Origin of the sequence: Kitasatospora sp. NPDC097691, assembly GCF_040302665.1 — a bacterium.
Lineage (GTDB): Bacteria > Actinomycetota > Actinomycetes > Streptomycetales > Streptomycetaceae > Kitasatospora.
On sequence record NZ_JBEORY010000091.1, the window covers coordinates 1 to 24,121 of the forward strand.

Genomic DNA, 24,121 nt, shown 5'->3' on the forward strand with positions numbered 1-24,121 from the left:
CGCATCGCCCAAGCCGACCTCGCCGTCGCCGTCGTCGACGAACTCACCGCCCCCGCGCACCACCGGCAGCAGATCGCCGTCGCCGAATGACCACCCGGGCCACCCCGACGAAAGTGCGGTACAGGCGGACGGTCCCGAAGGCGCGGCGCACATCACCCGCGACGGCCGCTACAGGGACGCCCTACGGGAGGAACGGCTGAGCACTCACTGATACGTCCCGCCGTACGGCGGCTGCTGGTAGGGCGGCTGGGACCCCCCAGCCGCCGCCCGCCTCCGCCGCCGCCGCGCGCGGACGACGAGTACGACCACGAACACCGCACCACCGATAAGCACAGCCCACACCGCCAGGCCGATCGTCACCCCAATGCCAAAGCCGATTCCGCTGCTGTTGCTGCCACCGTCGCCTTCAGGGACCATGACATTCACGGAGGGCTCGTCCGTTGCCTCGTCCATCGGGGGAGGCGTACCTCGCGATTCCTTACGTCCTACCAGGGGGTTGTCCCGAGGACCGTTGTCCACGGCCGGATTGGCTTCCAGGGCCTTGGCCGGTGAAACGAGCCCGTAGCCGTACTGGTTGTTCGGCACCGCAGACCCGCCGGCCGGCGGCGTGGCCGACTTGATCATCCGATTGATCACTTGGCCGGCGGACAGGTTCGGGTACTTGGACCGAATGAGTGCCGCAGTCGCAGCGACATACGCAGTGGAGTCCGAGGTGCCACTCCGACGCTCATAACCCGTCGGCGACGTCAGCGCGGAACGATAGATTCCCACGCCAGGTGCGGTGAGTGTCGTCTCGACCCCCGACGTGGAGCGGTCCCAGACTGCTCCGTTGGAGTCCACAGCCCCCACGGCGACAACTCCGGGGAATGCGGCAGGATACTCTGCGCCGAGGCCAGATCCACTGTTGCCGGTACTGGCCACAAGGACGACGTCCTTCGACACCGCGTAATTGACAGCCTTCCGCAACTTCGAATCGAACCGATAATTCCCCCCCAGGGAAATATTGACGACCTTCGCGCCGTGATCCGTTGCAAAGCGAATCGCCTCCGCGAAATCGTTCTGCTGGGGATCGAGAGTCGGCTCAGGATCGAATCCGCCACCGGTTATCACCTTCACCGGAAGAATCTTCGCCTTCGGGGCCAGGCCCATAACCCCCGCCTGGGACCCATGTCCGTGCCCCGCGATCAGGCTGGCCATCCCAGTACCATGGCCGTCGGTATCCACGCGGCCGTCCGAGTTGCCGCCGGAGAAGTCAGCTCCTGGAAGTACCTGCCCAGTCAGATCCGGCTGGTCCTGGCTCACCCCGGTGTCAATCACGCCTACGACCACGCCGTCGCCTTGGCTGACCGGCCAGACCTTCGCGTCAGCCTCGAACGTCTTCAGAGCCCATTGCTGGTCCCTGATCTGATCGGCCGATGCCGGAGGTACGGAGAGACCCACCATCAGTACGGCGGCGGCCAGAGCCGCCGCACCACGCGCCACCCGGCGGCTCGTCAAACCTGGTCACCTCACTCAGCGAGGCATCCCGCAGATCACCAGCCTGCGGGATGCGATCAGATCACCCGTCCGTCCACGGACCGGCCTCATTCCACCACGTTCGGGTTGGTCGGCTCGTCCGACGCCCAGGTCTCCTCGTCCTCGACGAGGTAGTCCGGCCGCTTGCCGTCCTTCTCCCGATCCTTCCTGCGTCCTTGCGCCCCGCTCAGCGGAACACCCGGCGACATGCCGTTCGAGCTCGCGACACCCGACTCGCTCCTGACCCGGTTCCGCGCTCCCAACCCGGATCCGCCCTCCGTGAAGGCCTGCTTGCCCGGTGCCCCCGCTCCCGGTTTCGCCGTCTCCCCAGCAGCCCCGATCGGCCGTACCGGAGACCCCGTCGTCTGCTTGCCTCCGGGCAATCCACGGCCTCCGGCACCCGCATTGACCTCACCGCCACCGCCGACCCGCCCGTTGCGCGGCGCGGAGCCCCCCACCGGCGTCACACCAACGGACATCCCCCTGTCGCCGGGGCCGACCTTGCCCGGGCCGACAACCGGCCCGAGCGGCGAGGGCGCCGGGTTGGGTGCCGCAGGTCGGACGGTCTCATGCCCGCCACCATCCCCGAACGGCGGGCTGGCAGGCTTCCCGGCTTGGGCAGTGTCCAGTCCGGAGGGCTGTGTCCCAGCGAGCACAGGGCTCGGCACGCTCCCGCTCGGAACGGGCACCGGCCTGCCGGAGATCCCCTCGCCCGGGCCACGACCCGGGGAGCCCGACGACTTCGCCGGAGCCTGCGCCGTACCGCCCTTGACCCCCGAGTCCGTCGGAACAGAACTACTCCTCGATGCGGAGCGTGCCTGCGCCGGAGGTTGGGAGTTCCTCGAACGCTGCGGCGGCGGAACGCTCGTCCCCCTTGTCGATGCCCCCGCCGCGCCAATCGACGTGCCAGACATCATCGCGGCGGCCGTCGCCGCAGCTCCGATCGGATCGTCCTGCGGTCCGTCCGCACGGTCATCCTTCGGCGTCGGCGGCTTCTTCGGGTCGTAGGGCGGCGGAGCCTTCAGCGCCGGGGTCGCGATGCGGTAGTGCATGGCGAGGGTCTGCATGATGGTGGCCGCTTCGGTCTTCTTGCGGTCGGCGATGGGGATGTGTTCGTCGTCGCCACCGCCGAAGACGGAGGCGAGGCCGTCGCCGACGGTGTCCTTGACCGTGTCCCAGTTGCCGGGTTCCTCGGGCATCTCGCGCTTGGCCTTGGCCATGGCCTCGGAGACGTTGTGGAGGATGTTGGCCGCGTCGTTGGCGTAGGCGGCGGCGTTGTTGATGCTCGCGGCCAGGTTGAGCATGCGGGTGTGGAAGGCGTCGCTGGTGGTGCCTTCCCAGGTGGTGGCGGCTTCGGTGCTGGCCTTGGTGAGGGTGAGGCGGATCTGCTTGAGGGTGTCGGCGGCGGTGCGCCAGGGGTCGCCGGCGGCCATGACCGCGCCGGGGTCGAGGGCCTGCGCGATGGTGCGGAGTTGGGCGTGGCTGTACTTGGTGAAGTCGGTGTAGACCACGGGCGGTTCGCCTCCGATCTGGTCCGGGCGGGCGGCGGCTAGATGGTGGCGTTGCCGCGGTTGGACGGGGCGAGGTTCTTCTCGTACGCGGCCTGGCTGGTGGCGGAGGGCTGTGCGACGGACCAGCCGTCACCGTTGAGCTTGGGCTTGAGCGTCTTCGCGGTGTGCTGGTCGTGTTCCTCGTAGTTGGTGGCCGTGAGGTCGGCGTTCAGCTGGGCCTCGTTCACGGCTTCCTGGAGCTGGTTGAGGACGTCGCGCAGCGCGTCCCGCATGGCGCTGTAGCGGCCGTGGATCTCGGTGGCTTCGGCGAACTCGCCGAAGGCGTTCTTGCCGACGCCGCTGCGCCCGTGGGTGTCGGTGCCGTCGGCGTGCTTCTGGAAGTCGGCGAGCAGCAGCCGTACTTGGCCGGCGAAGGTGCGGAGTTGTTCGATCTCGACGCGGTAGCCCTGGCCGGCCCCGCCGGTCGAGCCGGTACCCGTGCCTGATCCCATTTCGGCGCCTCCCCCGTGCGTCCGTCCTTGGCGGTCGGGGCCGGGCCCCGGTGCCTCATGTCTAACACACGGGCCCGAATCCTGCCCCGGGCTTGGTCAGTTCGCGGTCGTCCCGTCGCGCAGGGCTTCGGCGAGGGCGCGGCGGCACAGGGAGTCGGCGTGCCGGGTGGTCTCGGGGAGGCGGTAGCGGCGGGCGAGGTCGAGGGTGGTGCGGACGGCGGTGTCGAGGCCGATCCGGTGGCCGACGGAGACGAAGACGGGTTTGACGCCGGGCCGGGTGCGGACGGCGCGGCCGACTTCTTCGCCGGTGGCGGGGTCGGTGAGCGGGGTCCAGGAGCCGCGGGGCGCGTCGGGTTCGTGGTGGTCGAAGGTGAAGGGGGTCTTGGCGACGCCGAGGGTGCGCAGGCCGGTGAGGACGCCGAGGTGGCTGGCGAGGCCGAGGCGGCGGGGGTGGGCGAGGCCGTAGCCGTCGCAGACGACGGTGTCGGGGGTGCGGGTGAGGGCGGCCAGGGCGTCGAGCACGGCGGGGAGTTCGCGGAAGGCGAGGAGTCCGGGGAGGTAGGGGAAGGCGATCCGGCCGACGGCGGTGGCCTGTTCGACGACGTCCAGGGTGTCCCGGTCGAGCAGGACGGCCGCTGCGACGACGAGGTCGCGGTCGTCGTCGTAGGCGACGTCCACGCCGGCGATCAGGTCGCCGGGGGCGTCCTCGTCGTCGTGGGCCCGGACGAGCGGGCGCAGCCGCTGCTGTTCGGCGAGTGCTGCGGCCTCGGTGGTGGGCCAGTCGGCGGGCACGGGCACGGTCGGTTCCCCCGGAGAGTGGTGACGCTGCGCGGTGGGCGCAGTGGTTCGTGGTGGTGCGTGTCGTCGACGCGCTGCGGTTCACCGTACAGACCGGGGCGGACGACCCCGGGGTGAGCCCGTGCGCCCCCTGTGCCCCCGGACGGGGGGACTAGCCTGGACGTATCGAACTGCCTTGCCGGGTAGGACTCCTGGAACCGGCACCATTCCCGCCCGTTTCCCCCGACGTGCGAAGGACCCCCGCCATGCCGCGTCCCTCCACTGCCCAGGCCTGCCTCGGCTCGTTCACCGTCGTCGCCGCCACGGTGGCGCTGCTGGCCGTTTCGAGCGCCTCGGGCGTCCTGGCGGTCGCGGTGGTGGTGGTCTTCGCGCTGGTGCTCGGCACCGCGGTGACGGTGCTGTCGCTGTCCGGCTCGGCGGCCGCCACCACCACCGCCACCCCGGCCGACCCGACGGCCGCCCCGGCCACCCCGGCCACCCCGACAGCCCCCGAGCGCGCGTACGCCCGGCAGCGCTGATCCGCCGCCGGGCGCAGGAGCGTTCCGCGCCGCCGCTCAGACTTCCGTGGTGACCACCACGGTCTTCGCGGCCTTGTCGTGGATGCACTGCCGGTACGGCTTGTCGAAGACGCCGAAGAGCCCGTCGATGACCCACCAGAGTACGGCGCAGCAGAGCAGGGCCGGGAGGATGAAGACCGCCGAGCGGGTCCAGGCGGCGGACTGGGTGGGGATGTTGCCGTCGATGAGCATGGCGACGCGGACCTTGGTCGCCTTCTTGCCGAGGGTCTGGCCGTCCCGGCTGAGCATCAGGGCGTCGTAGACGAGGTAGATGAGGCAGGCGAGCCAGAAGGCCTCGGCCGAGCCGTTGCGCTCGCCGAGGTCGACGAAGGGGCCCACCACGATCAGGGCGACGGCCTGCACGAGGAGGTAGTCGATCAGCCGGGCGAGGATCCGTTTGGGCCAGGTGCCGAGCGGCGGCATGCCGGGGACGGGTCCGGCGCCGGGGGTCCCGTACGCGCCGGGACCGTAGCCGGTGCCGTAGCCGGGCGGGGGCTGGTCGTACGGATCGCGGTCGTACGGGTTCCGGCCGTGGGCCGGCCCGCCCTGCGCGGTCCCGCCGTAGGTGCCCTGGTAGGCGCCGGGGCCGCCGGGCGCACCGCCGGGCGGGCCTTCCGGCGGCTCTTCGGACGGGGTCGGGCCCGACGGCTCGCCTTCCGGCGCGCCGCCGCCCGGCTGCGGGGACTGCTTGTCGAAGGAGGGCTTGCCGCCCCCCTCCGGCTGGGAGCCTGAGGGGTCGTGGGTGCTCATGCCCCGAGTAGAACATCACACATTCTCAAGGTTCGGGATATTTCGCCCGTTTTGCTGCCGCCGCCACGGAAAGGGCCGAGGGGGCCGCGGGGCCCGCCGTCTCAGGCCCGCACCACCCGGGTCCGGGCCGCGCGGTCCTGCCAGCCGCGCCTCGCCGGGCGGTCGAACACCGGCCAGACCAGGCCGAGCAGCAGCACCACACCCACCTGCCGCACGGCCCACCGGAGCAGCGACCGGCCGAGGCTCAGCCGGGTGCGGGCGGGGGCTGCGGCGTCCACGACGCGGATCCGGGCCAGCCGCTTTCCGAAGGTCTGGCCGGTGCGGGCGATCGGCAGCACCTCGTAGAGCAGGCCGGCGAGGAGCAGGATGCCGATCAGCACGGCGATCTTGCCCAGCACCACGTCGTCCACCAGCCAGACCTGGACCTGACGGCGGGTGAGGGCACTGGCCATCCGAGCCTGATCGAGCTTCAGCCGGAGGTGGTCGGAGACCGAGCTCCCGAGCGGGATGCCGGCGGCGACGGCGACCACCAGCAACACGACGGTGTCCACTGCCCGGGCCGCCAGCCGGCGCCCCAGCCCGGCCGGCACCGCGGCGGGGACGGCGGAGCGGCGACGGGCGGCAGCCTTCCGGGCAGGCCGTACGGCGGGCAGCGGAGCGGTGGGGGCGACGGAGGCGGGTGCGCCGGTCCTCGCAGACGCAGCGGACACAGCGGACACAGCGGACACAGCGGACGCGGCGGACACAGCAGACGTGGCGGACACGGCGGACGCAGCAGGGCCCGCCCCCTCGACCGCCGCATCCCCGACCTCCGCTTCCGCCACCACCGGCAGCGCGCCCGAGGCCTCGACGGGTGGGACGTCGACGAGCGGGACTTCCACCGGCAGGACGCCGACGGACGGGGCCGGGGCCTCCCGCACGGCCACCGCCCTGGCGGGTGCGACGGCGGCAGCCGGCTCCACGGCAACCGCAGCGCACTCCGGCTCCGCGCGCCCCTCCTCCTCGGGCGCCCCCGGAAGCACCCCCCAGGAGACCCAGCGCGCCGCACCGCCCGTCTCCATCAGCCCTCGCTGCGCCCGCGGATCGGCCTGCCATCCCGACTCCCCCGGGGCCGCCTCGGCCCCCGGCAACGACCCCGACGACGACCCCGGCCCCGATCCCGGCCCGGACGTCGTATCCGCCGCCGACCCCTCGAAGCCCCCGGCCGGGCCCGCCACACCCGCCGGGCCCCCCTCGCCGGACGACACGTCCGACACCGCGGAGGCCCCCGCACCCACCGCCGGCGACGACGGCCCGACCGTCCGGAACACCGGCCCGCCGATCACCTCCGCCACCCGCGACCCGATCACGAAGGACGCCCCGCCCGAGGTCTGGTCGAAGTACACCGGCCCGGTATCGCCGCCACCCGCAGGCGGCCGCCGCTCCGGCACCGGCGTCGGCGCAGGCGCCGGCACGGCGGCCGCCGGAACCACCGGTGGCGGCACCGGCCGCGCCGGCGGTCCGCCCGGGGCGGGCCGCCGGGCCGCGTACCGGGGCGGCTCCAGCAGCTCGCCCTCGGCGGGCGCGGGCCGGCTGGTACCGGGCACCCAGGCCGAGCCGCCCCAGTACCGGACGAAGCCGGGGATGGAGGGGTCGGGGTAGTAGCCCGGCTGGGGTGCGACGGCCAGGTCGCCTCCGTCGGCGAAGGAGCGGTCCGTCATGGGGGTCTTCTTTCCTGGCAGGTCCTGACGAGGGCAAGGAAGGACGGTGGAGGGCGACGAGGTCCACGGGAGAGCCGGATGAGGGCTGCCCGGGACCGGCGAAGCCGGTGGAGCCAGTGGAAACCGGTGGAGCCAGTGGAACCGACAAACCAGTGGAACCGGCGAGTCCGACACGTCCCGCCGAGCCGATGGGTCCGACGAAGCCGGGTGGAGCCGTGAGTCGACGTGCGCCGCGTCCGCCCGCGCGCACAACCCGGCGCGCCCGGCGCTCGGCGCGCGTGGGGGCGCCACCGATGGGCGGACAGTCGCCAGGCAGTCACAAAGGGTAGTACCTCGCCGGAGCCCTGACGGGAAGTTCGCGAATCCCCGGACAGCGATGGGCCGCTCACGATAAGGAACCAGGCGCGTGGCGAGCGCTCGCACGCCGCGCAACCGCCCCTTCACCACCCCCCGCCGAACTTCCCGAAGAAATCCCGGAAACGTGTGTAAGAGCCGGTGCGGACCGCCCTCTCAAAGGTCACAGGGCCCGGAACCGGGCACACCCCGCAGACAGAGAGGAAGACGATCATGGAACGCCCCGTCAGCGTCGTGGAGCACGAGCTGGAGCTCAACCTGGTGCTCTCGCCGGAGCACAGCGTCCCCGTCCCGGCCCGGCTGTCCTACGGCAGCCACGACCCGTACGCGGTCTACATCACCTTCCACCTGGACACCGGCTCCCCGGTGACCTGGGTGTTCGCCCGCGAGCTGCTGGTCGAGGGCACCTTCCGCCCGTGTGGCCAGGGCGACGTGCGGATCTGGCCGACGCGGTCGGGCCGGCGCAGCGTGCTCTGCCTGGCGCTGAGCTCGCCCGCCGGCGACGCGCTGCTGGAGGCGCCGCTGCCGGCCGTCGCGGCCTGGCTGGAGCGGGCGCACCGGCTGGTGCCGCCGGGCAGCGAGCTGGCCGCGCTGGACCTGGACGGCTCGCTCGCCGAGCTGCTCGCCTAGGCGTGCGCCGCAGCGTGCAGCGCTACGCACCGGAGCGGGGAAGCAGGAGCGGCGCCCCCGTCGGCTCAGCGGGCCGCGGGGGCCTGCTGACGACCGCGGGCGGCGTCCGGGCCGTCGACGTCGCGCTGTCCGGGCAGCCGGACCGCCGGCGCGCCGGCGGAGCGCCGCCGTGCCCTTATCCGGATCGCGGCGGCGAGCAGGAAGCAGAGTCCGACCCAGGGGTAGACCGAGGTCGGCAGCTGGCGCCACGGTGACATGTGGAGGACGGCCGTGCCGACCGGCTTCGCCGCCCACATCGCGAAGGAGAGGAACGCGACCAGCGTGGCCCAGAAGACCGCCCGCCAGCGCAGTCGGCGGACGCCGGCCGGGCGGGCGTGCTCGACGGAGGCCTCGGCGGCGAGCAGGACGAGCAGCGGCACGCACCAGACCCAGTGGTGGGTCCAGCTGATCGGGGAGATCAGCACGGCCGTGACGGCCGCGCAGCAGACGCCCCAGGCCTCGGCCCGGGGCAGCCAGCGGCCGCTGCGGGCGGCCCAGGCGGCGACGGCGAGACCGGCCACCGCGACCAGGCCGGCCCCGAGGGTGGCGACGGTGCCGGGGTCGGCACTGTGCAGCAGGCGGGCGAAGGCGCCGCGCAGCGACTGGTTGTCGACGATCCAGGTCTTGCCGACCCGGGAGGAGTCGTAGAGGTACTTGGTCCAGAAGCCCCAGGTGGCGTCGGGCAGGACGAGGGCGCCGAGCAGGAAGGTGCCGAGGAAGGTGAGGCCCGCGACGAAGGCGGCCCGGATCCGGCCGGTGATCAGCAGGTAGACGGCGAACAGGCCGGGGGTGAGCTTGATGCCGGCGGCGATGCCGATCGCCACGCCCTTGCTGCGGCGCCCGTCCGGGCGGGTGAGGTCCCAGAGGATCAGGCAGGCGAGCGCGAGGTTGATCTGGCCGTAGCGGAGCGTGGTGAAGACGGGCTCCAGCCAGACCCCGAGGCCGGTCACCAGGATCACGCCGATCGGCCGCAGCTCGCGGCGCGGCCAGCCGACCAGCTTGAACGACAGGTGGGTCAGCAGGGCGAGCAGCCCGAGGTTGCCGAGAGTGATCACGATCCGCAGGAGGGGGACCGGGAACCAGGTGGTCGGGACGAACAGCATCGCCGCGAACGGGGGGTACGTCGCGGGCAGGTTCCACTCGGTGACGCGCAGCCCGTACAGGTCGGCGCCGTCGGCGACGGCGGCGCCCTCCGCCCGGTAGACGATCATGTCCACCATCGAGGTGTGGACGAAGTGGCGCACCACGGCGTACACGACCAGGGACAGCAGTGCCAGCGCGGAGGCGGCCAGCAGCGGACGGCGGGGGGCCTCGCGCAGGGCCCGGACGGGAGCGCCGGTCGCCCGGCGAAGCCGGTCCGACAGCGGGACGGGCGAGGGGTCGGGCGCGGTCCGTACCGGGCTGCGCTCGTCTTGCACCGCTGTCACTGTTCACTCCGTCCACCGCTCGGCCAACCAGCGACGATACCGGATGCCACCCGCACGGCACGGGACACGTTCGACTACGGAACGTGACAACGGCCCCGACCGGCCGCGCAGTGGCTCGGGAGGGAGCACAGCGCACGGACGGCCGGGGCCAGGAGGGGCCGCAACGGCCGCAACGGGCCGCAACGGGCTACGGGGAACCGGGGCCGGGAAGGCCCGGGAGGGCAGGGGAGAGCCCGGCGGGCGTCAGCCCGTGTACGCCCCCATGGCCCGGCTGAAGTCGAGCGGCTGCTGGACGATGCTGCTGCAGGTGGCGTCGGCGTAGCCCTTGGCACCGCCGTCGCAGGCCTTGTCCCGGGTGCCGGACCACATGGCCAGCCAGGCGAGGTGCTTGGTCTTGGCGAAGTCGGCGAGCTGCTTGGCGTCGGCCACGGTGAAGACCTCGCTGGCCACGTCGTTGACGCCGATCATCGGGGTGACCGCGACCTTGCGCCAGGCGGCCGCGTCGTCCAACCCCAGCACGCTCTTGACCTGGGCCTGGGTGGCGGTGGCCGCGGCGATCGCGTACTTGCCCATCTGGCCCTGCGGGTTGGGGGCGACGCCGTCGCCGAAGTCCATGGCCATGATGTTGACGGCGCCGATCGCGACGCCGTTGGCCTTGGCGTCGGCGACCAGGTTGACGCCCTCCTGGGTCAGGCCGGAGGGCAGCGCGGGCAGGGTGAAGGAGACGTCGAGGGTCTTGCCCTTGGCGGCGGCGTTCTTCTGCAGCTGGGCGACGGCTTGGGCGCGCCGGGTGTTGGCGGCGGCGTTGGCGATCGCGCCGCCCTCGACGTCGAAGTCCAGCCTGGTGGCGCCGTACGCGTCCACGACCTTCTGGTACGCGGCCGTGAGGTCTGCGGTGGAGGAGCAGGCCAGGGCCAGTTCGCTGCCGTTGGCGCCGCCGAAGGAGATCCGGACGTCGCCGCCGATCGCCCGCAGCGCGCCGATCTGGGCGGCCACCGCGTCGGCGGACAGGTCGCTGACGCCGCCCCACTTGGGCACGCAGCCTCCGCCGGACACCACGAAGGCGAGGTTGAAGTTCTTCACGCCGCTCGCCTTGGCGGTGGCGACGAGGTCGTACGGCGGGTAGAGCGAGGTGTCCACGTACGGGGCGAAGCCGGCCCCGGCGCCGACCGGGGGAACGGGCACACCGGTCGCCGTGGGGGTGACGGTCGGGGTGGGGGTCGGCGCCGGGGTGGTCGGCTTCGCCGTGGCGGTGGGGCTGGGCTTGGCGGTGGGGGTGGCACTCGCCGTGGCGGTCGGGGAGGCGCTCGGGGAGGCCGTGGCCGTGGCGGTGGCGGTCGGACGCCCGGAGGGGGTGGGCGGCGTCCCGCCGCCCGCCTTGCAGGAAGCGTTGTTGATCAGGCAGTTCCCCGGTTCGGCCTGTGCCGCGCCGGTGCCCTGCGCGACGAAGCCGACCACCACGCTCTTGCCGGGCTCCAGCCGCTTGCTCCAGGACTCCGGCTTCACGGTGACGTGCTGCCCCTGGGTGGTGAAGGTGGCGTTCCACAGCGAGTCGATCTTCGCGCCGGCCGGCAGGTCGAAGCTGAGCGTCCAGTCCTCGATCGGGCTGCTCTCCGGGTTGGTGACCAGGTACTGGCCGGTGTAGCCGGCGTCCCAGGTACTGGTGCGGCTGTAGACGGCGCCGAGCGAGGCGGCGCTGGCCGAGGAGGCCAGGACGACCGTCCCGCCTGCGACCAGGGCGGCGGCGACCGCGGCGGCCCCGGCGATCGCGCCCTTGCGGCTGCGCCTGCGACGGCCGGAGCGGCGGGTGGGCTGGGTGGTCATGGCGCGTTACCTCCGCGGGTGCCTTCGGTCGGCCGCCGTCCGGGCGCGGGGTGCCTGCGGACGTCGGGCGGCCGGCCCGGCTCGGTCGGGTGACCGGCGCGACCGACGCTAGCGGCGGGCCGGGGGCCGGAACGGCTTGCTGAGCGAGGGGTAGAACTCCCTTAGGCCGCAGTTAAGGAAGACCCCGTCGCTGACCCGCCGTCACCACAGGAACCACCGGAACCACCCGCCCCGTCACCACGAAACCGCCGCAGCCGGAACCACCGGAAACCGTCACCACGAAACCACCGCAGCCGGAACCACCGGAAACCGTCACCACGGAACCGCCGCCGGCGGCGTCACCGGAAACCGTCACCGCTGGAAGAGCGCTCCCCGGCTCCGCCGCCGTCCGGTCCGCGCGGGCGACGCCTCCTGCGGCCGGGTGCGCACCCGCAGCCTGGTCTCGGCGCCGCCGAGGACGGCGGAGCGGCCGAGCGCGAGGTCCCCGCCGGTGGTCTCGGCGAGCTTGCGGACGATGTCCAGGCCGAGGCCGGTCGAGCCCTCCCCGCCGTGGCCCTCGCCGCGTTTGAGGGCGGCGGCCGGGTCGCTGTACCCGGGGCCGGCGTCGCCGACCAGCACGATCACCGAGGAGTCGGTGGCCAGCACGTCCACCGAGAAGGCGGTGCCGATGGCGGTGTGCCGGAAGACGTTGCCGAGCAGCGCGTCGACGGCGGCCGCCAGGTCGCCGCGCTGGACGGGTACGGGTGCCGCCCGCTCGGCGCCGGCCAGTTGCCAGCGACGCCCCTCGTCCTCGGCCAGTGCCGACCAGAAGGCGACCCGCTCGCGGATCACCTCGGCGGCGTCGCAGCCGACCGCGACGGCGGGCGCGTCCTCGGGTGCGCGGCGGGCCGAGCGGATGATCTGGTCGACCTCGCGCTCCAGTTGGGCGACCGCGTGCCGGGTGGCGTGGGCCGCGTCGCCGTCGCCGAGCGAGGCGGCGTTGAGTCGCAGCACGGTCAGCGGGGTGCGCAGCCGGTGGGACAGGTCGGCGGCCAGTTCCCTTTCGGCGGCGAGGAGTTGGACCACCCGGTCGGCCATGGTGTTGAACGCGTGGGCGGCTTCGCGCAGTTCCTCGGGGCTGCCGTCGACCTGCTTGCCCGTCACCGGGACCCGGACCGCCAGGTTGCCGGCGCCCAGTGAGCGGGCGGCGCGGGCGAGCCGCCGGGCGGAGGCGACGATCCGGTTGCCCATCCGGTCGGCGACCAGCACCGAGATGGCGACCAGGCCGAGTGCGACGGCGGAGAGCACCAGCCAGGCGGTGGAGACGCCCCGGGTGAGGTCGCTCTCGGCCACGAACACCTCGACCACGGCCGTCCGCCCGGTGTCCACCGCGACCGGTTGGAGCAGGGCGTAGCCGCCGGGCACCTGCACGGTGAAGGAGCGGCCCTGCCCGCCGGCGGTGGCCACGTCGCCGTCGGCGGCCCGGCCCTCCCCCAGCGTCGGTCCGCCGGGCCCGCCCGTCCCGGGGGCTTCGGGCCGGCCCGCGGCGGGCAGGTGGACCGCCATCCGCCCCTGCCCGCCCGCGTCCGTACTGGCCAGGGCTCGGGTGACGGCGTCCTGCTCGGTGGTGATCGCCAGGGCCGGCCCGAGCGCCGCCGCCTGCCGCTCCGCGGCGGTGAACGCCCGGTCCCGGGCGGTCTGCTGGACCATCAGGCCGAGCGGGATGAGGAAGGCCAGCGCGACCATGGTGGTGCCCGCCACGGCGGCCTTGATCAGGGCCCAGCGCAGCGAGTGCCCGAACCTCCTCATGTCCGGTGCCCCGCATGGCCCCCGGCGGCTTCCAGCCGCACCCCTACGCCCCGGACGGTGTGCAGGTAGCGGGGGTTGGAGGCGGTCTCGCCGAGCTTGCGGCGCAGCCAGGAGAGGTGGACGTCGATGGTCTGGTCGCCGCCGTAGGTCTGTTGCCAGACCTCGGCGAGGATCTCCTTGCGCGGCACGACCACGCCGGGCCGGGCGGCCAGGAAGGCCAGCAGGTCGAATTCACGGCGGGTCAGGTCGAGCAGCCGGCCGTCCAGGGATGCTTCGCGCCGCTGGAGGTCGATGGCCAGTCCGCCGACCCGCAGCACCTGGGCGACGGGCGCGGCGCCGCTGCCGAGTCGGCGCAGCACGGCGGCCATCCGGGCGCTGAGGTGCTCTCCGGAGAAAGGTTTCACCAGGTAGTCGTCGGCACCGTCGTTGAGCAGCCGGACGATCTCGGCCTCGTCGTCCCGGGCGGTGGAGATGATCACCGGCACGTTGGTCAGGCCCCGGATCATCTTGAGCGCCTCGCTGCCGTCCAGGTCCGGCAGGCCGAGGTCGAGGATCACCAGGTCGCAGCCGACCTGGGCCACCTCCCGCAGCGCCTCCAGCGCGGTGCCCACACTGCGGACCGCGTGACCGGTGTCGGTCAGATGGCGGATGAGGGCGGAACGTACGAAGGGGTCGTCCTCGACCACGAGCACTGTTGCCATGGGCCTGCACGGTACGCCATCGGGGGGCAGTGGTCTGTACCGCGGGGCCCGGTCCGGACATGGTGGAACTGCCCCGGGGAATGGCGGGGGTGCCGGTCTCGGCAGGCCGGAAGTACGGCAGGATGTGCGCACGATGCGGAACGGACTGGTACAGCTCGGCGCCTGGGCGGCGGCCACCGGGGCGGCGGTGGCGCTGTCCTGGCTCGGCGTGCACGCGGTGCTGACCGGCGCCGCGTTCGAGCAGCCCGCGGCGCTGCCGCTGCCCTCGGCGAAGGCCGACGGAACGCCGTACTCCCCCACCGCCACGCCCGGACAACCGTCCTCGGCCGAGCAGTCCGCGGCCCCGACGCCGACCCAGCCGACGTCCCCGCCCGCCACCGCGACGCACGGCACGACCCCCGCGGCGACCGCCCCGCCCACCCGGCGGCCCACGCCGACGCCCACGGCGACGTCCACGGTCAAGAGCTACCCGATCCCGGGCGGCAAGGTCGCGCTGGACCTGCAGCCCGACCGGGCCTCGCTGGTCTCCGCCACCCCGGACCCGGGCTGGCAGATGCAGGTGTGGAACGGCCCCCAGTGGATGCGGATCGACTTCACCAAGGACGACCAGGCCAACTCGGTCTTCGTCTACTGGAACGGGCACCCGCCGATCGTGGAGACGGCCGTCCGCTGACGGGCCGCGCCCGGGGGTCTCCCCGCCCGGCACCGCTCCGTCAGAACCCGTCGTACGGCACGAACCCCGGCAGGTACGGCCCCGCGTACCCGGCCCGGTCGACCAGGGTGTGACTGGTCCCGCCGGGCACCCCGATGGTGGCCAGCACCACCGCGCCGTACGCGTCCCGCGTCTCGTACGGCTCGGCCAGCGACAGCGCGCCGCGGTCGACCGCGTAGTCGTAGGCGTAGTAGACGTCCGGCACGCTCACCGCGACGTCCAGCACCCCGTCCCCGTACCGCTCCAGGTACGCGGCCAGCTCCCGGCCCCGCGGGCCGATCGCCTGCACCAGCGAGGTCAGCACGATCCGCGTCCCCGGCGCGGCGAGCACGTACGAGGCGGTCTCCGGCTCGCCGGTCTCCGGCCCGGCGTACGCGGTGCACCGCAGCCCGAGCGCGGCGCAGTAGCGACGGGCCGCCCGCTCGGCGTCGCCGACCGCGAAGACCACCGCGTCGGCGCGGCCCGCCGGCAGCGGCCCCGGTTCGCCCGCGTCCGGTGTGACGCCTGCCCGGAGCAGGACGGGTTCGGCGGCGGTGTCGGTCATGACGGCCCTCCCGGTAGGCGTACGGACCACGCTGGGGTCCCGGCGCCGGGGTGGGGGGCCCGGGGCAGGGGGTGGTGGCTGGAGGGTGGCGCCGAGCCGACCTGCGCGCAACTGTTCCGTTTCCTCCTGGTCAAGCTGTGCCCCGGGGCGGGAGAATCGGCCGCGCAGCTGTACAGAATGCCCACCGGAGGACGGTGCCGCGATGCCCCCCACCCACTCCCCGAGCTCCCCCGACTCGCCCAACCCCGCCGCCCCGCACGGTAGTTCCATCGTGGGCAGCACGAACGACACCATCGACGCCCTGGACGGGCGGCTGATCCGGCTGCTCGCCGAGGAGCCCCGGATCGGGGTGCTGGAGTGCTCGCGCCGGCTGCAGGTCGCCCGGGGCACCGTGCAGGCGCGTCTGGACCGGCTCCAGGCCAAGGGGGTGATCGGCGGCTTCGGCCCTGAGGTGGACCCGGCGGCGATCGGCTACCCGGTGACGGCCTTCGCGACCCTGGAGATCTCCCAGGGCCAGGGCACGGACGTGCGGGCCCACCTGGCGAGCGTGCCGGAGGTGCTGGAGCTGCACACCATCACCGGGATCGGGGACATGATGGTGCGGATCGTGGCCCGTTCCAACGCCGATCTGCAGCGGGTGATCGACCGGGTGGTCGGCTTCGACGGGATCGTCCGCTCGTCCACCGCGATCGTGCTGGAGAACCCGGTGCCGTACCGGATCCTGCCCCTGGTCGACCAGGCCGCCGCCGAGTAGTCCGCGGAGCGGAGCACGCGCCGGACCGGACCGACGCGCCCGGCACGCCCGACGCGCCCCCGGATCAGCAGGACGGGACGCTGCCGCCGCTCTTGAGCGCGTTCAGCGCCGAGACCGCCTCGTCGAGCGTGCCGACCGGCACCAGCCGCAGCGACTTCGGCGTGTTCACCTTGGCGTCCGTGCACTCGTCCCGGGGCAGCAGGAACACCGTCGCGCCGTCCCGGGCGGCCGCCTGCGTCTTCAGCGGGACACCGCCCACCGGGCCGACCGTGCCGTCCTTGTCGATGGTGCCGGTGCCCGCGACGTTGAGCCCGCCGGTGAGGTCGCCGCCCTTGCCGTCGCCGGCGAGCTTGTCGACGATGCCCAGCGCCAGCATCTGGCCGGCGCTCGGGCCGCCGATGTCGCCCAGGTCGACCTTGACCTTCACCTGGTCCGGCGACAGTTTGAGGTAGCTCAGCGCGGCCGCGGTGGCGCTGTCCTGCGACTCGGCCATCTGCTGGGCGGTGACCTCCTCGGCCTTGGCCGGGTTGCCCTGCGGGTACACGGTCTCGGTCGGGCGGACCGCCTCCTCGGGGTCGAACCAGGACTGCATCGACCGCAGGAAGGTGTTGCGCTGGTCCGGGTTGGTCGCCGTGATGGTGACCATCCGCAGCTGGCCCTCGGTGGTGCGCAGCGGGGCCCCGGTGATGGTGAGCACCGGCTTGTCCTGGTAGGTGCCCAGGGTGTCCGCGGTCAGGCCCGGCCAGGTGATGGTGTACGGCAGCGGGACGAAGGCGGCCACGCCGAACAGCGCGGCGACCAGCGCCCCGCACAGCGCGAGCGCGCGGGTGCGCGGGGAGGTGAGGGCCTTGGAGAGCTTGGTGTCGGACACAGGGGAATCCAAACACACCCGACGCCCCGCGCGGGCGCTACCTCAGGGCGTCGGCGACCTCGGTCGCCGCCTCCACCACCCGGGGGCCGACCCGCTCGGGCACCATGCCGTTGAGCATCACCACGCCGACGCTGCCCTCGATGCCGCTCAGCCCGAGCAGCGCGGCGGCCGCCCCGCACGCCCCGGACTGCTCCTCCGCACGGGTGATGACGAAGCCCTGTTCGGGCCGCCGCTGGCTGGGGAAGGTGCGTGCCTCCAGGATCGCCCGCCCGGCCGCGCTCTCGGTGAGCGGGTGGCGCAGGCCGGTCCGGTAGGCGACGTGGAAGTCGGTCCAGCTCGGCTCGACCACGGCGACGGCCAGCGCCTCGCTGCCGTCCACCAGGGTGAGGTGGGCGGTGGCGCCGAGGTCCTCGGCGAGGCTGCGCAGGGCGGGCAGCGCGGCCTCGCGCAGCAGCGGGTGCACCCGGTGCGCGAGCCGCAGCACGCCCAGGCCCACCCGGGCGCGGCCGCCGATGTCCCGGCGGACGAGGCCGTGCTGCTCCAGGGTGGCCAGCAGCCGGTAGACGACGGTGCGGTTGACGGCCAGCCGGGCGGCCAGTTCGGTGACGGTCAGCCCCCGCTCGGAGTCGGCGAGGAGCTTGAGGACCCGGACGCCGCGGTCCAGGGTCTGGGAGGTCTCGGCTGTCACGACGGGCAATCCTTTCCGCGGCGCTCGCGGGGCGTGCGGCGCCGGTCCAAGGTCGGTGTCGCGCAGGTGGGGGTGGCCGCGCTCGGGCCGTGCGAGACGTCCTCCTTGACGCCCGTACGGCCCTGCGGCGCCGTCCCGCGGGGGGTTGCCCGACGGAAGAGCGTGGGGGAAAGGTAGTGAAGTAAATGTCGCGGCGGAAGTGGTTGTCCAAAATTCGGGCGTGATCGACTTCAACACCGCTGCGAATTCCGGACGAAAGCCCCCAAATCGCCGGGCGCATCAGCGCACGGGTTCGACCCCGGTCCGATGTCCGGACACCACGGGCCGCAGCGCCCTGCCCGGAGTCGGGCAGGGCGGGGGAAGGCAGGGCGAGGGAGGGCGGCGCGGGATCGCCCGCCGGACCGTTACTTCGCCCACTCCCGGATCCGGGCGATCCGCGCCTTGAGCTGGTTGGCGGTGGCCTGCGCGGTGAGCGGCCCGCCGCACTGGCGGCGCAGCTCGTTGTGGATGGTGCCGTGCGGCTGGCTGGTGCGGTGGTGCCAGGCGGCCACCAGCGCGTTCAGCTCCTTGCGCAGCTCCCGCAGCTCCTGGTGGGTGACGACCGGCCGCTCCTCGGCGGGCAGCTCCAGCAGGTCGGCCTCCTCGGCCGGCTTGGCCTTGGAGCGCTGGATCTGGCGGTGCTGGCGCTTCTGCAGCAGCATCTGCACCTGGTCCGGCTCCAGCAGGCCCGGGATGCCGAGGTAGTCCTCCTCCTCCTCGCTCCCCGGGTGGGCCTGCATGCCGAACTCCATGGCGTTGTACAGCACCCGGTCGAAGACCGCGTCGGAGCCCAGCGCCTCGTAGGAGAACTCCTCGCCGCCCGCGCCGTCCGGCCCGTCGTTGGCCCGCTCGGCCTCGGCGAGCAGGCGGTCCTCCTCGTCGAAGAGGCCGTCGCCCTCCTTCTTCGGCCGGTCCAGCACGTGGTCGCGCTGGACCTCCATCTCGTTGGCGAAGCTCAGCAGCATCGGGATGGTCGGCAGGAACACCGAGGCGGTCTCGCCGCGCTTGCGGGCGCGCACGAAGCGGCCGACGGCCTGGGCGAAGAACAGCGGGGTGGAGATCGAGGTCGCGTACACCCCGACGGCCAGCCGGGGCACGTCGACGCCCTCGGACACCATGCGGACCGCGACCATCCAGCGGGAGGTCCCGGCCGAGTAGTCGGAGATCCGCTTGGACGCCTCGGCCTCGTCGGAGAGCACCAGGGTGACCTTCTCGCCGCTGATCTCGCGCAGCATCTTGGCGTACGAGCGGGCCACGGTCTGGTCGGTGGCGATCACCAGCCCGCCGGCGTCCGGGATCGCCTTGCGGACCTCGCTCAGCCGCCGGTCGGCGGCCTGCAGCACGGCCGGGATCCACTCGCCCTGCGGGGACAGCGCGGTGCGCCAGGCCTGGGCGATCAGGTCCTTGGTCATCGGCTCGCCGAGCCGGGCCTCCAGCTCGTCGCCGGCCTTGGTGCGCCAGCGCATGTTGCCGCTGTAGCTGAGGAAGATCACCGGGCGGACGACGTGGTCGGCGAGCGCGTTGCCATAGCCGTAGGTGTAGTCGGCCACGGACTTGCGGATGCCGTCGCTGCCCGCCTCGTACTGGACGAACGGGATCGGGTTGGTGTCCGAGCGGAACGGCGTACCGGTCAGCGCCAGTCGGCGGGCGGCCGGCTCGAAGGCCTCGAAGCAGGCCTCACCCCAGGACTTCGAGTCACCGGCGTGGTGGATCTCGTCCATGATCACGAGGGTCTTGCGGGCCTCGGTCCGGTTGCGGTGCAGCATCGGGTTGACCCCGACGCCCGCATAGGTGATCGCGATGCCGTGGTACTCCCGGGACAGCGGCCCGGAGGAGTACCCCGGGTCCAGCTTGATGCCTATCCGGGCGGCGGCCTCGGCCCACTGCTTCTTCAGGTGCTCGGTCGGCGCGATCACGGTCACCTGCTGCACCAGGTGGTTGTGCAGCAGGTACGAGGCCAGGGTGAGGGCAAAGGTGGTCTTCCCTGCGCCCGGGGTGGCGACCGCGAGGAAGTCGCGCGGCTGCGTCTCGATGTACTTGTCCAGCGCACCCTGCTGCCAGGCCCGCAGCTTGCCCGCGGTGCCCCAGGGGGCGCGGCCGGGGAAGGCCGGGGAGAGGTGGTGCGAGCCGGCGGGCGCGGCGTGGCCGACGGACCGGGCGGGCGCCTGGGTCTCCGGGGTGTCGGAGAACAGCGGCATCGAGGAGGCGGCGGCAGTACTCACGGTCTCCGAGGGGGATCATCGCAGGTCAGGGGCGGTTTTGCGGCCCCGCCCCGCGGTCGGGCGGCGATCGGACAACCCGCCCAGCCTACCGGCCCGGCGCCGTTCGGGCCTCCAGGCGGGCCTCCGCGGCGGGCCCGCACGGCCGGAAATCGATGTGACGCGGATCACTCCGGATCGCTCGCGGAACCGGGTAATCACAGCGGTCGGCACGACTCTCACCGGGGTGAGGCCGCAGCGACCACCCCTGCCCTGGCGCGGCCCGCACCGAACCGAAGGGACCGCCCGTGCGCACCGTCGAAGAGACCGTCCAGGCCCGCCTGATCCTCTCCCCCCACCGCTCCGTCCGGCTGCGGGTCGTCCTGTCCTACCTGCCCGAGGACCCGCTGGCCGTCCGGATGACCTTCCCCGCCGAGTTCTCGCTCGACGACGACGCGGAGGGCGAGGGCGGCGAGGACATCGTCTGGGTCTTCGCGCGTCAGCTGCTCTCGGCCGGCATCGAGCTGCCGGCCGGCGTCGGCGACGTCCTCGTCCGGCCGGCGCCCGCCCGGCGCACCACCGTCGAGCTGCGGGCCCCGGAGGGCACCGCGCAGCTCCGGTTCGACACCGCCGACCTGCGCCGCTTCCTGTGGCGCAGCCGGTTGCTCGTCCCCGAGGGCGACGAGCACCTGCACCTGGACGCCGACCGGGCCCTCGCCCAGCTGCTCGGCTGAGCGGCGGCCCGGTCGGCACGGCGGCCACGGCAGACATGGTCGCCGCGCGGCCACCCGGTCGGCGCGGCGGCCGTCCCGGGCGGCACGAGCGGCCCGCCCCGCCCCGCCCTCAGCCCGACAGCTTGCGCATCAGCCGGACGCCCTGCGCGGCCGTCAGGTGCGGCAGGTACGCCTTGCCGATCGCCCGGGTGATGCCGGGCAGCGCGGCCGGGTCGGGGTACGCCATGTACATCGGCCGGTACTCCGGCTGGAACTTCGCCTTGAACGCGAGCAGCGAGCGGAAGCCGTACACCGGCTCCAGCACCTTGCCCATCCAGTCCAGCATCCGCTGCAGCCCGGTGGGCTCCTCGTCCTGCCCGGTGCGGGCCAGCGGCGCGCCCGACAGCGACAGGAAGCGGGCGCCCTCCTCCTTGAAGCCGAGCGCGGCCGAGGCGATCAGGAACTCGTTGACGCCGCGGAAGCCGTCCGAACGCCGGCGCATGAAGTCCAGCGTCCAGCCGACCGGCACGCCGTCCTCGTACACCGGCATCCAGCTGGTCAGGCCGTGCACGACCCGCTGCTCGTCCACCGCGATCAGCACCCGGACGTCCGGGTCGTCCAGTTCCTCCAGCCCGCCGAGCGTGAAGCCCATCTCCGGCAGGCCCTTCTCGGAGACCCACTCCTCGGAGATCGCCCGGATCTGGTCCCGCAGCGCGAGCGGCGCCTCGTGGTACGCCCACCACTCCGCGCTGATGCCCTGCTTGCCGGCCTTGTTGAGGGCGGTGCGGATGTCCTGCCACTTGCGGCCGGTGAAGGCCAGCTCGGGCAGCGCGACCACGGTGTCCTCGGCGACCTGCACCGAGCGCCAGCCGAGCTGCGCGGCGGCGTCCCTGGTCTGCCCGCAGACGCTGTAGAAGCAGGGCGTCCAGCCGCGCGCGTCGCAGAAGCGGGCGAAGCCCGCCACCGCCCGGGCCCGGTCCTCCGGCGCACCGAACGGGTCGCCGGTGGTCAGCGCGACGGTGCCGACCACCCGGTAGGCGACGCCCGCCCGGCCCTGCTCGTCGAACCAGTAGTGGTTGCCGTCCCAGGTGGTGATGAACGACAGCGTCCCGCCGCCGTGCTCGGTGAGCAGCGCCCTGGCCCGGGCGGCCGCCGCCGCGTCGGTGTGCAGCACCGGCCGGCGGAAGGCCGACAGCAGCGCGGCCAGCGCCACCACCCAGAACGCCAGCCCGCAGTACGTCTCCAGGAAGCGCGCCACCGGGCCGACCGCGATCGGGTAGTCCGGCGTCAGGTCGTTGTACGCGGGCGGCAGGAACTGCGCCGGCAGCCCGTGCAGCAGCCGGCGGACGTTCGCCCCGGGCTCGAACTGGTCGGCCACCAGCCGTCCGAGGCCGACGTACGCGGTCGAGGAGACCAGCGCGGCGCCACCGAGCACCAGGGCGAGCCGGCGCACCGACGGGCCGGACAGCCGCAGCCGGAACCGCTTGCGGGTGGCCAGCAGCAGACCGGTGGTCAGCAACGGCAGCAGCATCGCCTCGACGAAGTACTGCACCACGTCCCGGCTGACCGGCCCGGCGTCCAGGTACAGCCAGCCCAGCAGCGCCGCCCAGAGCAGCTCGGTGGCGATGGTGACCAGCCAGGCGAACCGCAGCCCCCGGCGCAGCCCCTCGGCGAGCACCAGCAGCAGGGCCGGGAACAGCGCGGCCATCAACCGACCGGGGGTGTCGAAGATCCGGACGACGGCGTGCGCGCGGGCGCAGTCGTGCGCCGAGAGCGCGCAGAGGTCGGCGACCTCGTCCGGGCCGAGCCGGTGCGAGAAGTACAGCTCGGAGAAGGTGTTGAACGGGCCGCTGGCGTTGTCGTACAGCGAGGCGATCAGCGGCCCGAAGGCGGCGGCGACCAGGCAGAGCGCGACCAGCACCCGGGTCTCGGAGTGCGAGGAGCGGTGCGAGCGCAGGTACGGGCGGCCGTGGCTGAGCAGCGCGCCCGCGCCGAGCCCGACCAGCGCGGCGGCGCACCGCTGGACGCTCTGCAGGTGGCCCACGTACAGCGTCATGACCAGCGGGACGAGCAGCACCAGCAGGTGCAGCCGGCGGCGCCAGAGCACGGTGAGCCGGTACCCGAGCACGCCGGCCAGGGCGAACAGTCCGACCGCGGGGCCGACCGAGATCTGGTCGGCCACCGAGGCCGTCCACTGCTCGCCCGCCGAGGAGCCGAAGGCGACCAGCCCGGCGCCCAGCAGGGTGCCGACGACCTGCCCGCCGACCAGCACCGCGAGGGTGCGCAGCCGGCCGAGCCGGTGCTCGGCGGCCGGGCCGACCAGGAGCAGCAGCAGGCTGGTGAACACGTACGAGCCGAGGCCCGAGCACCAGGGCATCGAGGTGACCGGTGACCACCAGTGGCCCTCGGCGAGCGTGGGCAGGCCGACCCCGGCCCGGTCCAGCAGCCGCTCGGACGGTCCGTGGCGCAGGCTGCCGGTGGCCGCGCCGACCAGCCACAGCCCGGCCAGCAGGGTGAGCGTCAGCGGCGCGGCGCGCAGCCGGGTGCCGAGCGCGCGGGCCGCCCGCCGGACCCGCTGCGGGCGCGGCTCCGGGGTCCGGGTGACCGGCGCGCGGTCCGTGCCCCGTTCGGAGCCGCGCTGCGCGACGACCCGCTCGGACTTCTGCTCGCGTTCGCCGACGGCGACGACCGCGGTTCCCGCCCCGTTCACCGGGTCAGACCGGTCTGCTGGGCGAGCCACGGGATCTGCTGGACGATGCCGGGGCGGAAGACGACCCAACCGTGGCCGCCCGGCATCAGTTCGAACTTCGACTTCATCCCGGCCCCCTGAACAGCGCGGTAGATCTTCTCCATCTGCGGCTTGAACTCTTCGTCGGTCGCGCCGACGAGGAGGGCGACGTTGGTGTCCGTGAACTTCCTGCGGGCCATCACCTGCACCGGGTCGACCGCGTCGAACCTCTTGCCGTCCCCGCCGAACGCGGCCTTGACGGTCTGGTCCCGGGTGCCGAGGGTTGGCTCCTCCTGCCCGGACATGTCCAGGACGGTGCCGTACACGTCGGGCGCGTTGACCCCGAGCTGGAGCGCGCAGGTGCCGCCCATCGAGGCGCCGCCGATCGCCCAGGACTGCCGACCGGTGGCGGTCTGCAGGTTCTGGTGGATCCAGTAGGGGACGTCCGACGCCAGGTACGTCTGCGTCTTGGCGATCTTCGAGTCCATGCAGAGCGAGTTGCCCCAGGTGGATCCGTTGTGGTCGGGCATCACCACGATCGGCGCGAGCCCGCCGTGCTTGGCGGCGAACGCGTCCAGCACCTCGTTGATCTGCCCGGAGAGCACCCAGTCCCCCGGCTGGCCGGGCTGGCCGGTGAGCATCACGACCACCGGCAGCAGCGGCCGGGGGTTGGCCTGGTAGGCGGGCGGGAGGTAGACGTACGCGTCGCGGGCCTTGAAGCCCGACCGGAGGCCGGGGATCGGCACCACCGAGACGGTGCCCTTCGCGGGCAGGTCCGCCGGGGGTTGC

The 24,121-nt window shown here is 73.5% G+C and carries 21 protein-coding genes; 5 read left to right on the forward strand and 16 right to left on the reverse strand.

Translation table 11 applies throughout. The features are described from left to right. Positions 1-204 precede the first annotated feature (204 nt). The 4 genes from mycP to ABTY56_RS36965 all read right to left on the reverse strand — a co-directional run bounded on the left by mycP (position 205) and on the right by ABTY56_RS36965 (position 4,315). Entirely contained in the window at positions 205-1,497 is a 1,293-nt protein-coding gene (mycP, locus tag ABTY56_RS36950) for a type VII secretion-associated serine protease mycosin (protein WP_350634086.1), read from the reverse strand. Positions 1,498-1,583: 86 nt separating this feature from the next. Next, positions 1,584-3,026 (reverse strand): WXG100 family type VII secretion target, encoded by a 1,443-nt coding sequence (locus tag ABTY56_RS36955; protein WP_350634087.1) that lies wholly within the window; start codon positions 3,024-3,026, stop codon positions 1,584-1,586. A 38-nt stretch (positions 3,027-3,064) separates the two neighbouring features. Next, positions 3,065-3,517 (reverse strand): DUF2563 family protein, encoded by a 453-nt coding sequence (locus ABTY56_RS36960; protein ID WP_350634088.1) that lies wholly within the window; start codon positions 3,515-3,517, stop codon positions 3,065-3,067. Positions 3,518-3,613: 96 nt separating this feature from the next. Beyond that, the gene (locus ABTY56_RS36965) at positions 3,614-4,315 is read right to left on the reverse strand and encodes an endonuclease V (protein ID WP_350634089.1); all 702 of its coding nucleotides are present in this window, start codon (positions 4,313-4,315) and stop codon (positions 3,614-3,616) included. 245 nt (positions 4,316-4,560) lie between these two features. On the opposite strand from ABTY56_RS36965, the gene ABTY56_RS36970 reads away from it, so the two are divergent. Further along, positions 4,561-4,833 carry a hypothetical protein gene (locus tag ABTY56_RS36970; protein ID WP_350634090.1) on the forward strand — a complete coding sequence of 91 codons (273 nt, stop codon included), beginning with the start codon at positions 4,561-4,563 and terminating at the stop codon, positions 4,831-4,833. Positions 4,834-4,869: 36 nt separating this feature from the next. On the opposite strand, the gene ABTY56_RS36975 is transcribed toward ABTY56_RS36970, so the two are convergent. Next, complete coding sequence (locus tag ABTY56_RS36975) at positions 4,870-5,622, reverse strand: RDD family protein (protein ID WP_350634091.1); 753 nt, start codon at positions 5,620-5,622, stop codon at positions 4,870-4,872. 101 nt (positions 5,623-5,723) lie between these two features. Continuing rightward, positions 5,724-7,322 (reverse strand): RDD family protein, encoded by a 1,599-nt coding sequence (locus ABTY56_RS36980; protein WP_350634092.1) that lies wholly within the window; start codon positions 7,320-7,322, stop codon positions 5,724-5,726. 567 nt (positions 7,323-7,889) lie between these two features. On the opposite strand from ABTY56_RS36980, the gene ABTY56_RS36985 reads away from it, so the two are divergent. Next, positions 7,890-8,306: an SsgA family sporulation/cell division regulator gene (locus tag ABTY56_RS36985; RefSeq protein ID WP_350634093.1), complete on the forward strand. Its 417-nt coding sequence runs from the start codon at positions 7,890-7,892 to the stop codon at positions 8,304-8,306. Between the two features lie 65 nt (positions 8,307-8,371). Here ABTY56_RS36985 and ABTY56_RS36990 read toward each other — a convergent pair whose 3' ends face one another. The 4 genes from ABTY56_RS36990 to ABTY56_RS37005 all read right to left on the reverse strand — a co-directional run bounded on the left by ABTY56_RS36990 (position 8,372) and on the right by ABTY56_RS37005 (position 14,085). Then, a complete protein-coding gene (locus tag ABTY56_RS36990; RefSeq protein WP_350634094.1) occupies positions 8,372-9,772 on the reverse strand; it encodes a glycosyltransferase 87 family protein in 1,401 nt (466 codons plus the stop codon). Between the two features lie 243 nt (positions 9,773-10,015). After that, the gene (locus tag ABTY56_RS36995) at positions 10,016-11,596 is read right to left on the reverse strand and encodes a glycoside hydrolase family 18 protein (protein ID WP_350634095.1); all 1,581 of its coding nucleotides are present in this window, start codon (positions 11,594-11,596) and stop codon (positions 10,016-10,018) included. A gap of 351 nt (positions 11,597-11,947) precedes the next feature. Further along, positions 11,948-13,363, reverse strand: a complete 1,416-nt coding sequence (locus ABTY56_RS37000; RefSeq protein ID WP_350634105.1) for a sensor histidine kinase — start codon at positions 13,361-13,363, stop codon at positions 11,948-11,950. 17 nt (positions 13,364-13,380) lie between these two features. Further along, a complete protein-coding gene (locus ABTY56_RS37005) occupies positions 13,381-14,085 on the reverse strand; it encodes a response regulator transcription factor (protein ID WP_350634096.1) in 705 nt (234 codons plus the stop codon). Between the two features lie 133 nt (positions 14,086-14,218). On the opposite strand from ABTY56_RS37005, the gene ABTY56_RS37010 reads away from it, so the two are divergent. After that, complete coding sequence (locus ABTY56_RS37010) at positions 14,219-14,758, forward strand: hypothetical protein (protein WP_350634097.1); 540 nt, start codon at positions 14,219-14,221, stop codon at positions 14,756-14,758. Between the two features lie 40 nt (positions 14,759-14,798). On the opposite strand, the gene ABTY56_RS37015 is transcribed toward ABTY56_RS37010, so the two are convergent. Then, positions 14,799-15,341 (reverse strand): VOC family protein, encoded by a 543-nt coding sequence (locus tag ABTY56_RS37015; RefSeq protein ID WP_350634098.1) that lies wholly within the window; start codon positions 15,339-15,341, stop codon positions 14,799-14,801. Between the two features lie 202 nt (positions 15,342-15,543). Between ABTY56_RS37015 and ABTY56_RS37020 the strand changes: the two genes are divergently transcribed. Next, positions 15,544-16,095 carry an Lrp/AsnC family transcriptional regulator gene (locus ABTY56_RS37020; RefSeq protein ID WP_350634099.1) on the forward strand — a complete coding sequence of 184 codons (552 nt, stop codon included), beginning with the start codon at positions 15,544-15,546 and terminating at the stop codon, positions 16,093-16,095. A 64-nt stretch (positions 16,096-16,159) separates the two neighbouring features. Here the strand turns inward: ABTY56_RS37020 and ABTY56_RS37025 are convergent, their stop codons facing one another. The 3 genes from ABTY56_RS37025 to ABTY56_RS37035 all read right to left on the reverse strand — a co-directional run bounded on the left by ABTY56_RS37025 (position 16,160) and on the right by ABTY56_RS37035 (position 19,891). Next, positions 16,160-16,966 carry a S16 family serine protease gene (locus ABTY56_RS37025; protein ID WP_350634100.1) on the reverse strand — a complete coding sequence of 269 codons (807 nt, stop codon included), beginning with the start codon at positions 16,964-16,966 and terminating at the stop codon, positions 16,160-16,162. 37 nt (positions 16,967-17,003) lie between these two features. Further along, positions 17,004-17,654 (reverse strand): IclR family transcriptional regulator, encoded by a 651-nt coding sequence (locus ABTY56_RS37030; RefSeq protein ID WP_350634101.1) that lies wholly within the window; start codon positions 17,652-17,654, stop codon positions 17,004-17,006. Positions 17,655-18,058: 404 nt separating this feature from the next. Beyond that, positions 18,059-19,891, reverse strand: coding sequence for a DEAD/DEAH box helicase (locus ABTY56_RS37035; RefSeq protein WP_350634106.1), 1,833 nt, complete (start codon positions 19,889-19,891; stop codon positions 18,059-18,061). Positions 19,892-20,199: 308 nt separating this feature from the next. Here ABTY56_RS37035 and ABTY56_RS37040 point away from each other — a divergent pair, with 308 nt between their 5' ends. Next, positions 20,200-20,625 (forward strand): SsgA family sporulation/cell division regulator, encoded by a 426-nt coding sequence (locus tag ABTY56_RS37040; RefSeq protein ID WP_350634102.1) that lies wholly within the window; start codon positions 20,200-20,202, stop codon positions 20,623-20,625. A gap of 109 nt (positions 20,626-20,734) precedes the next feature. Here ABTY56_RS37040 and ABTY56_RS37045 read toward each other — a convergent pair whose 3' ends face one another. Together ABTY56_RS37045 and ABTY56_RS37050 are read right to left on the reverse strand one after the other, a co-directional pair. Further along, on the reverse strand, positions 20,735-23,314 hold the full coding sequence (locus ABTY56_RS37045) for a phosphatidylglycerol lysyltransferase domain-containing protein (protein WP_350634103.1): 2,580 nt from the start codon (positions 23,312-23,314) through the stop codon (positions 20,735-20,737). Next, the coding region (locus ABTY56_RS37050; protein ID WP_350634104.1) for an alpha/beta hydrolase at positions 23,311-24,121 on the reverse strand (811 nt) is incomplete at its 5' end. The genes ABTY56_RS37050 and ABTY56_RS37045, both read right to left, overlap by 4 nt.

Coding starts and splice junctions, on each gene's coding strand:
- ABTY56_RS36960 (WP_350634088.1), bottom strand. CDS start 3,517: ATGGGATCAGGCACGGGTACCGGCTCGACCGGCGGGGCCGGCCAGGGC.
- ABTY56_RS36970 (WP_350634090.1), top strand. CDS start 4,561: ATGCCGCGTCCCTCCACTGCCCAGGCCTGCCTCGGCTCGTTCACCGTC.
- ABTY56_RS36975 (WP_350634091.1), bottom strand. CDS start 5,622: ATGAGCACCCACGACCCCTCAGGCTCCCAGCCGGAGGGGGGCGGCAAG.
- ABTY56_RS36980 (WP_350634092.1), bottom strand. CDS start 7,322: ATGACGGACCGCTCCTTCGCCGACGGAGGCGACCTGGCCGTCGCACCC.
- ABTY56_RS36985 (WP_350634093.1), top strand. CDS start 7,890: ATGGAACGCCCCGTCAGCGTCGTGGAGCACGAGCTGGAGCTCAACCTG.
- ABTY56_RS36995 (WP_350634095.1), bottom strand. CDS start 11,596: ATGACCACCCAGCCCACCCGCCGCTCCGGCCGTCGCAGGCGCAGCCGC.
- ABTY56_RS37005 (WP_350634096.1), bottom strand. CDS start 14,085: ATGGCAACAGTGCTCGTGGTCGAGGACGACCCCTTCGTACGTTCCGCC.
- ABTY56_RS37010 (WP_350634097.1), top strand. CDS start 14,219: ATGCGGAACGGACTGGTACAGCTCGGCGCCTGGGCGGCGGCCACCGGG.
- ABTY56_RS37015 (WP_350634098.1), bottom strand. CDS start 15,341: ATGACCGACACCGCCGCCGAACCCGTCCTGCTCCGGGCAGGCGTCACA.
- ABTY56_RS37020 (WP_350634099.1), top strand. CDS start 15,544: ATGCCCCCCACCCACTCCCCGAGCTCCCCCGACTCGCCCAACCCCGCC.
- ABTY56_RS37035 (WP_350634106.1), bottom strand. CDS start 19,891: ATGCCGCTGTTCTCCGACACCCCGGAGACCCAGGCGCCCGCCCGGTCC.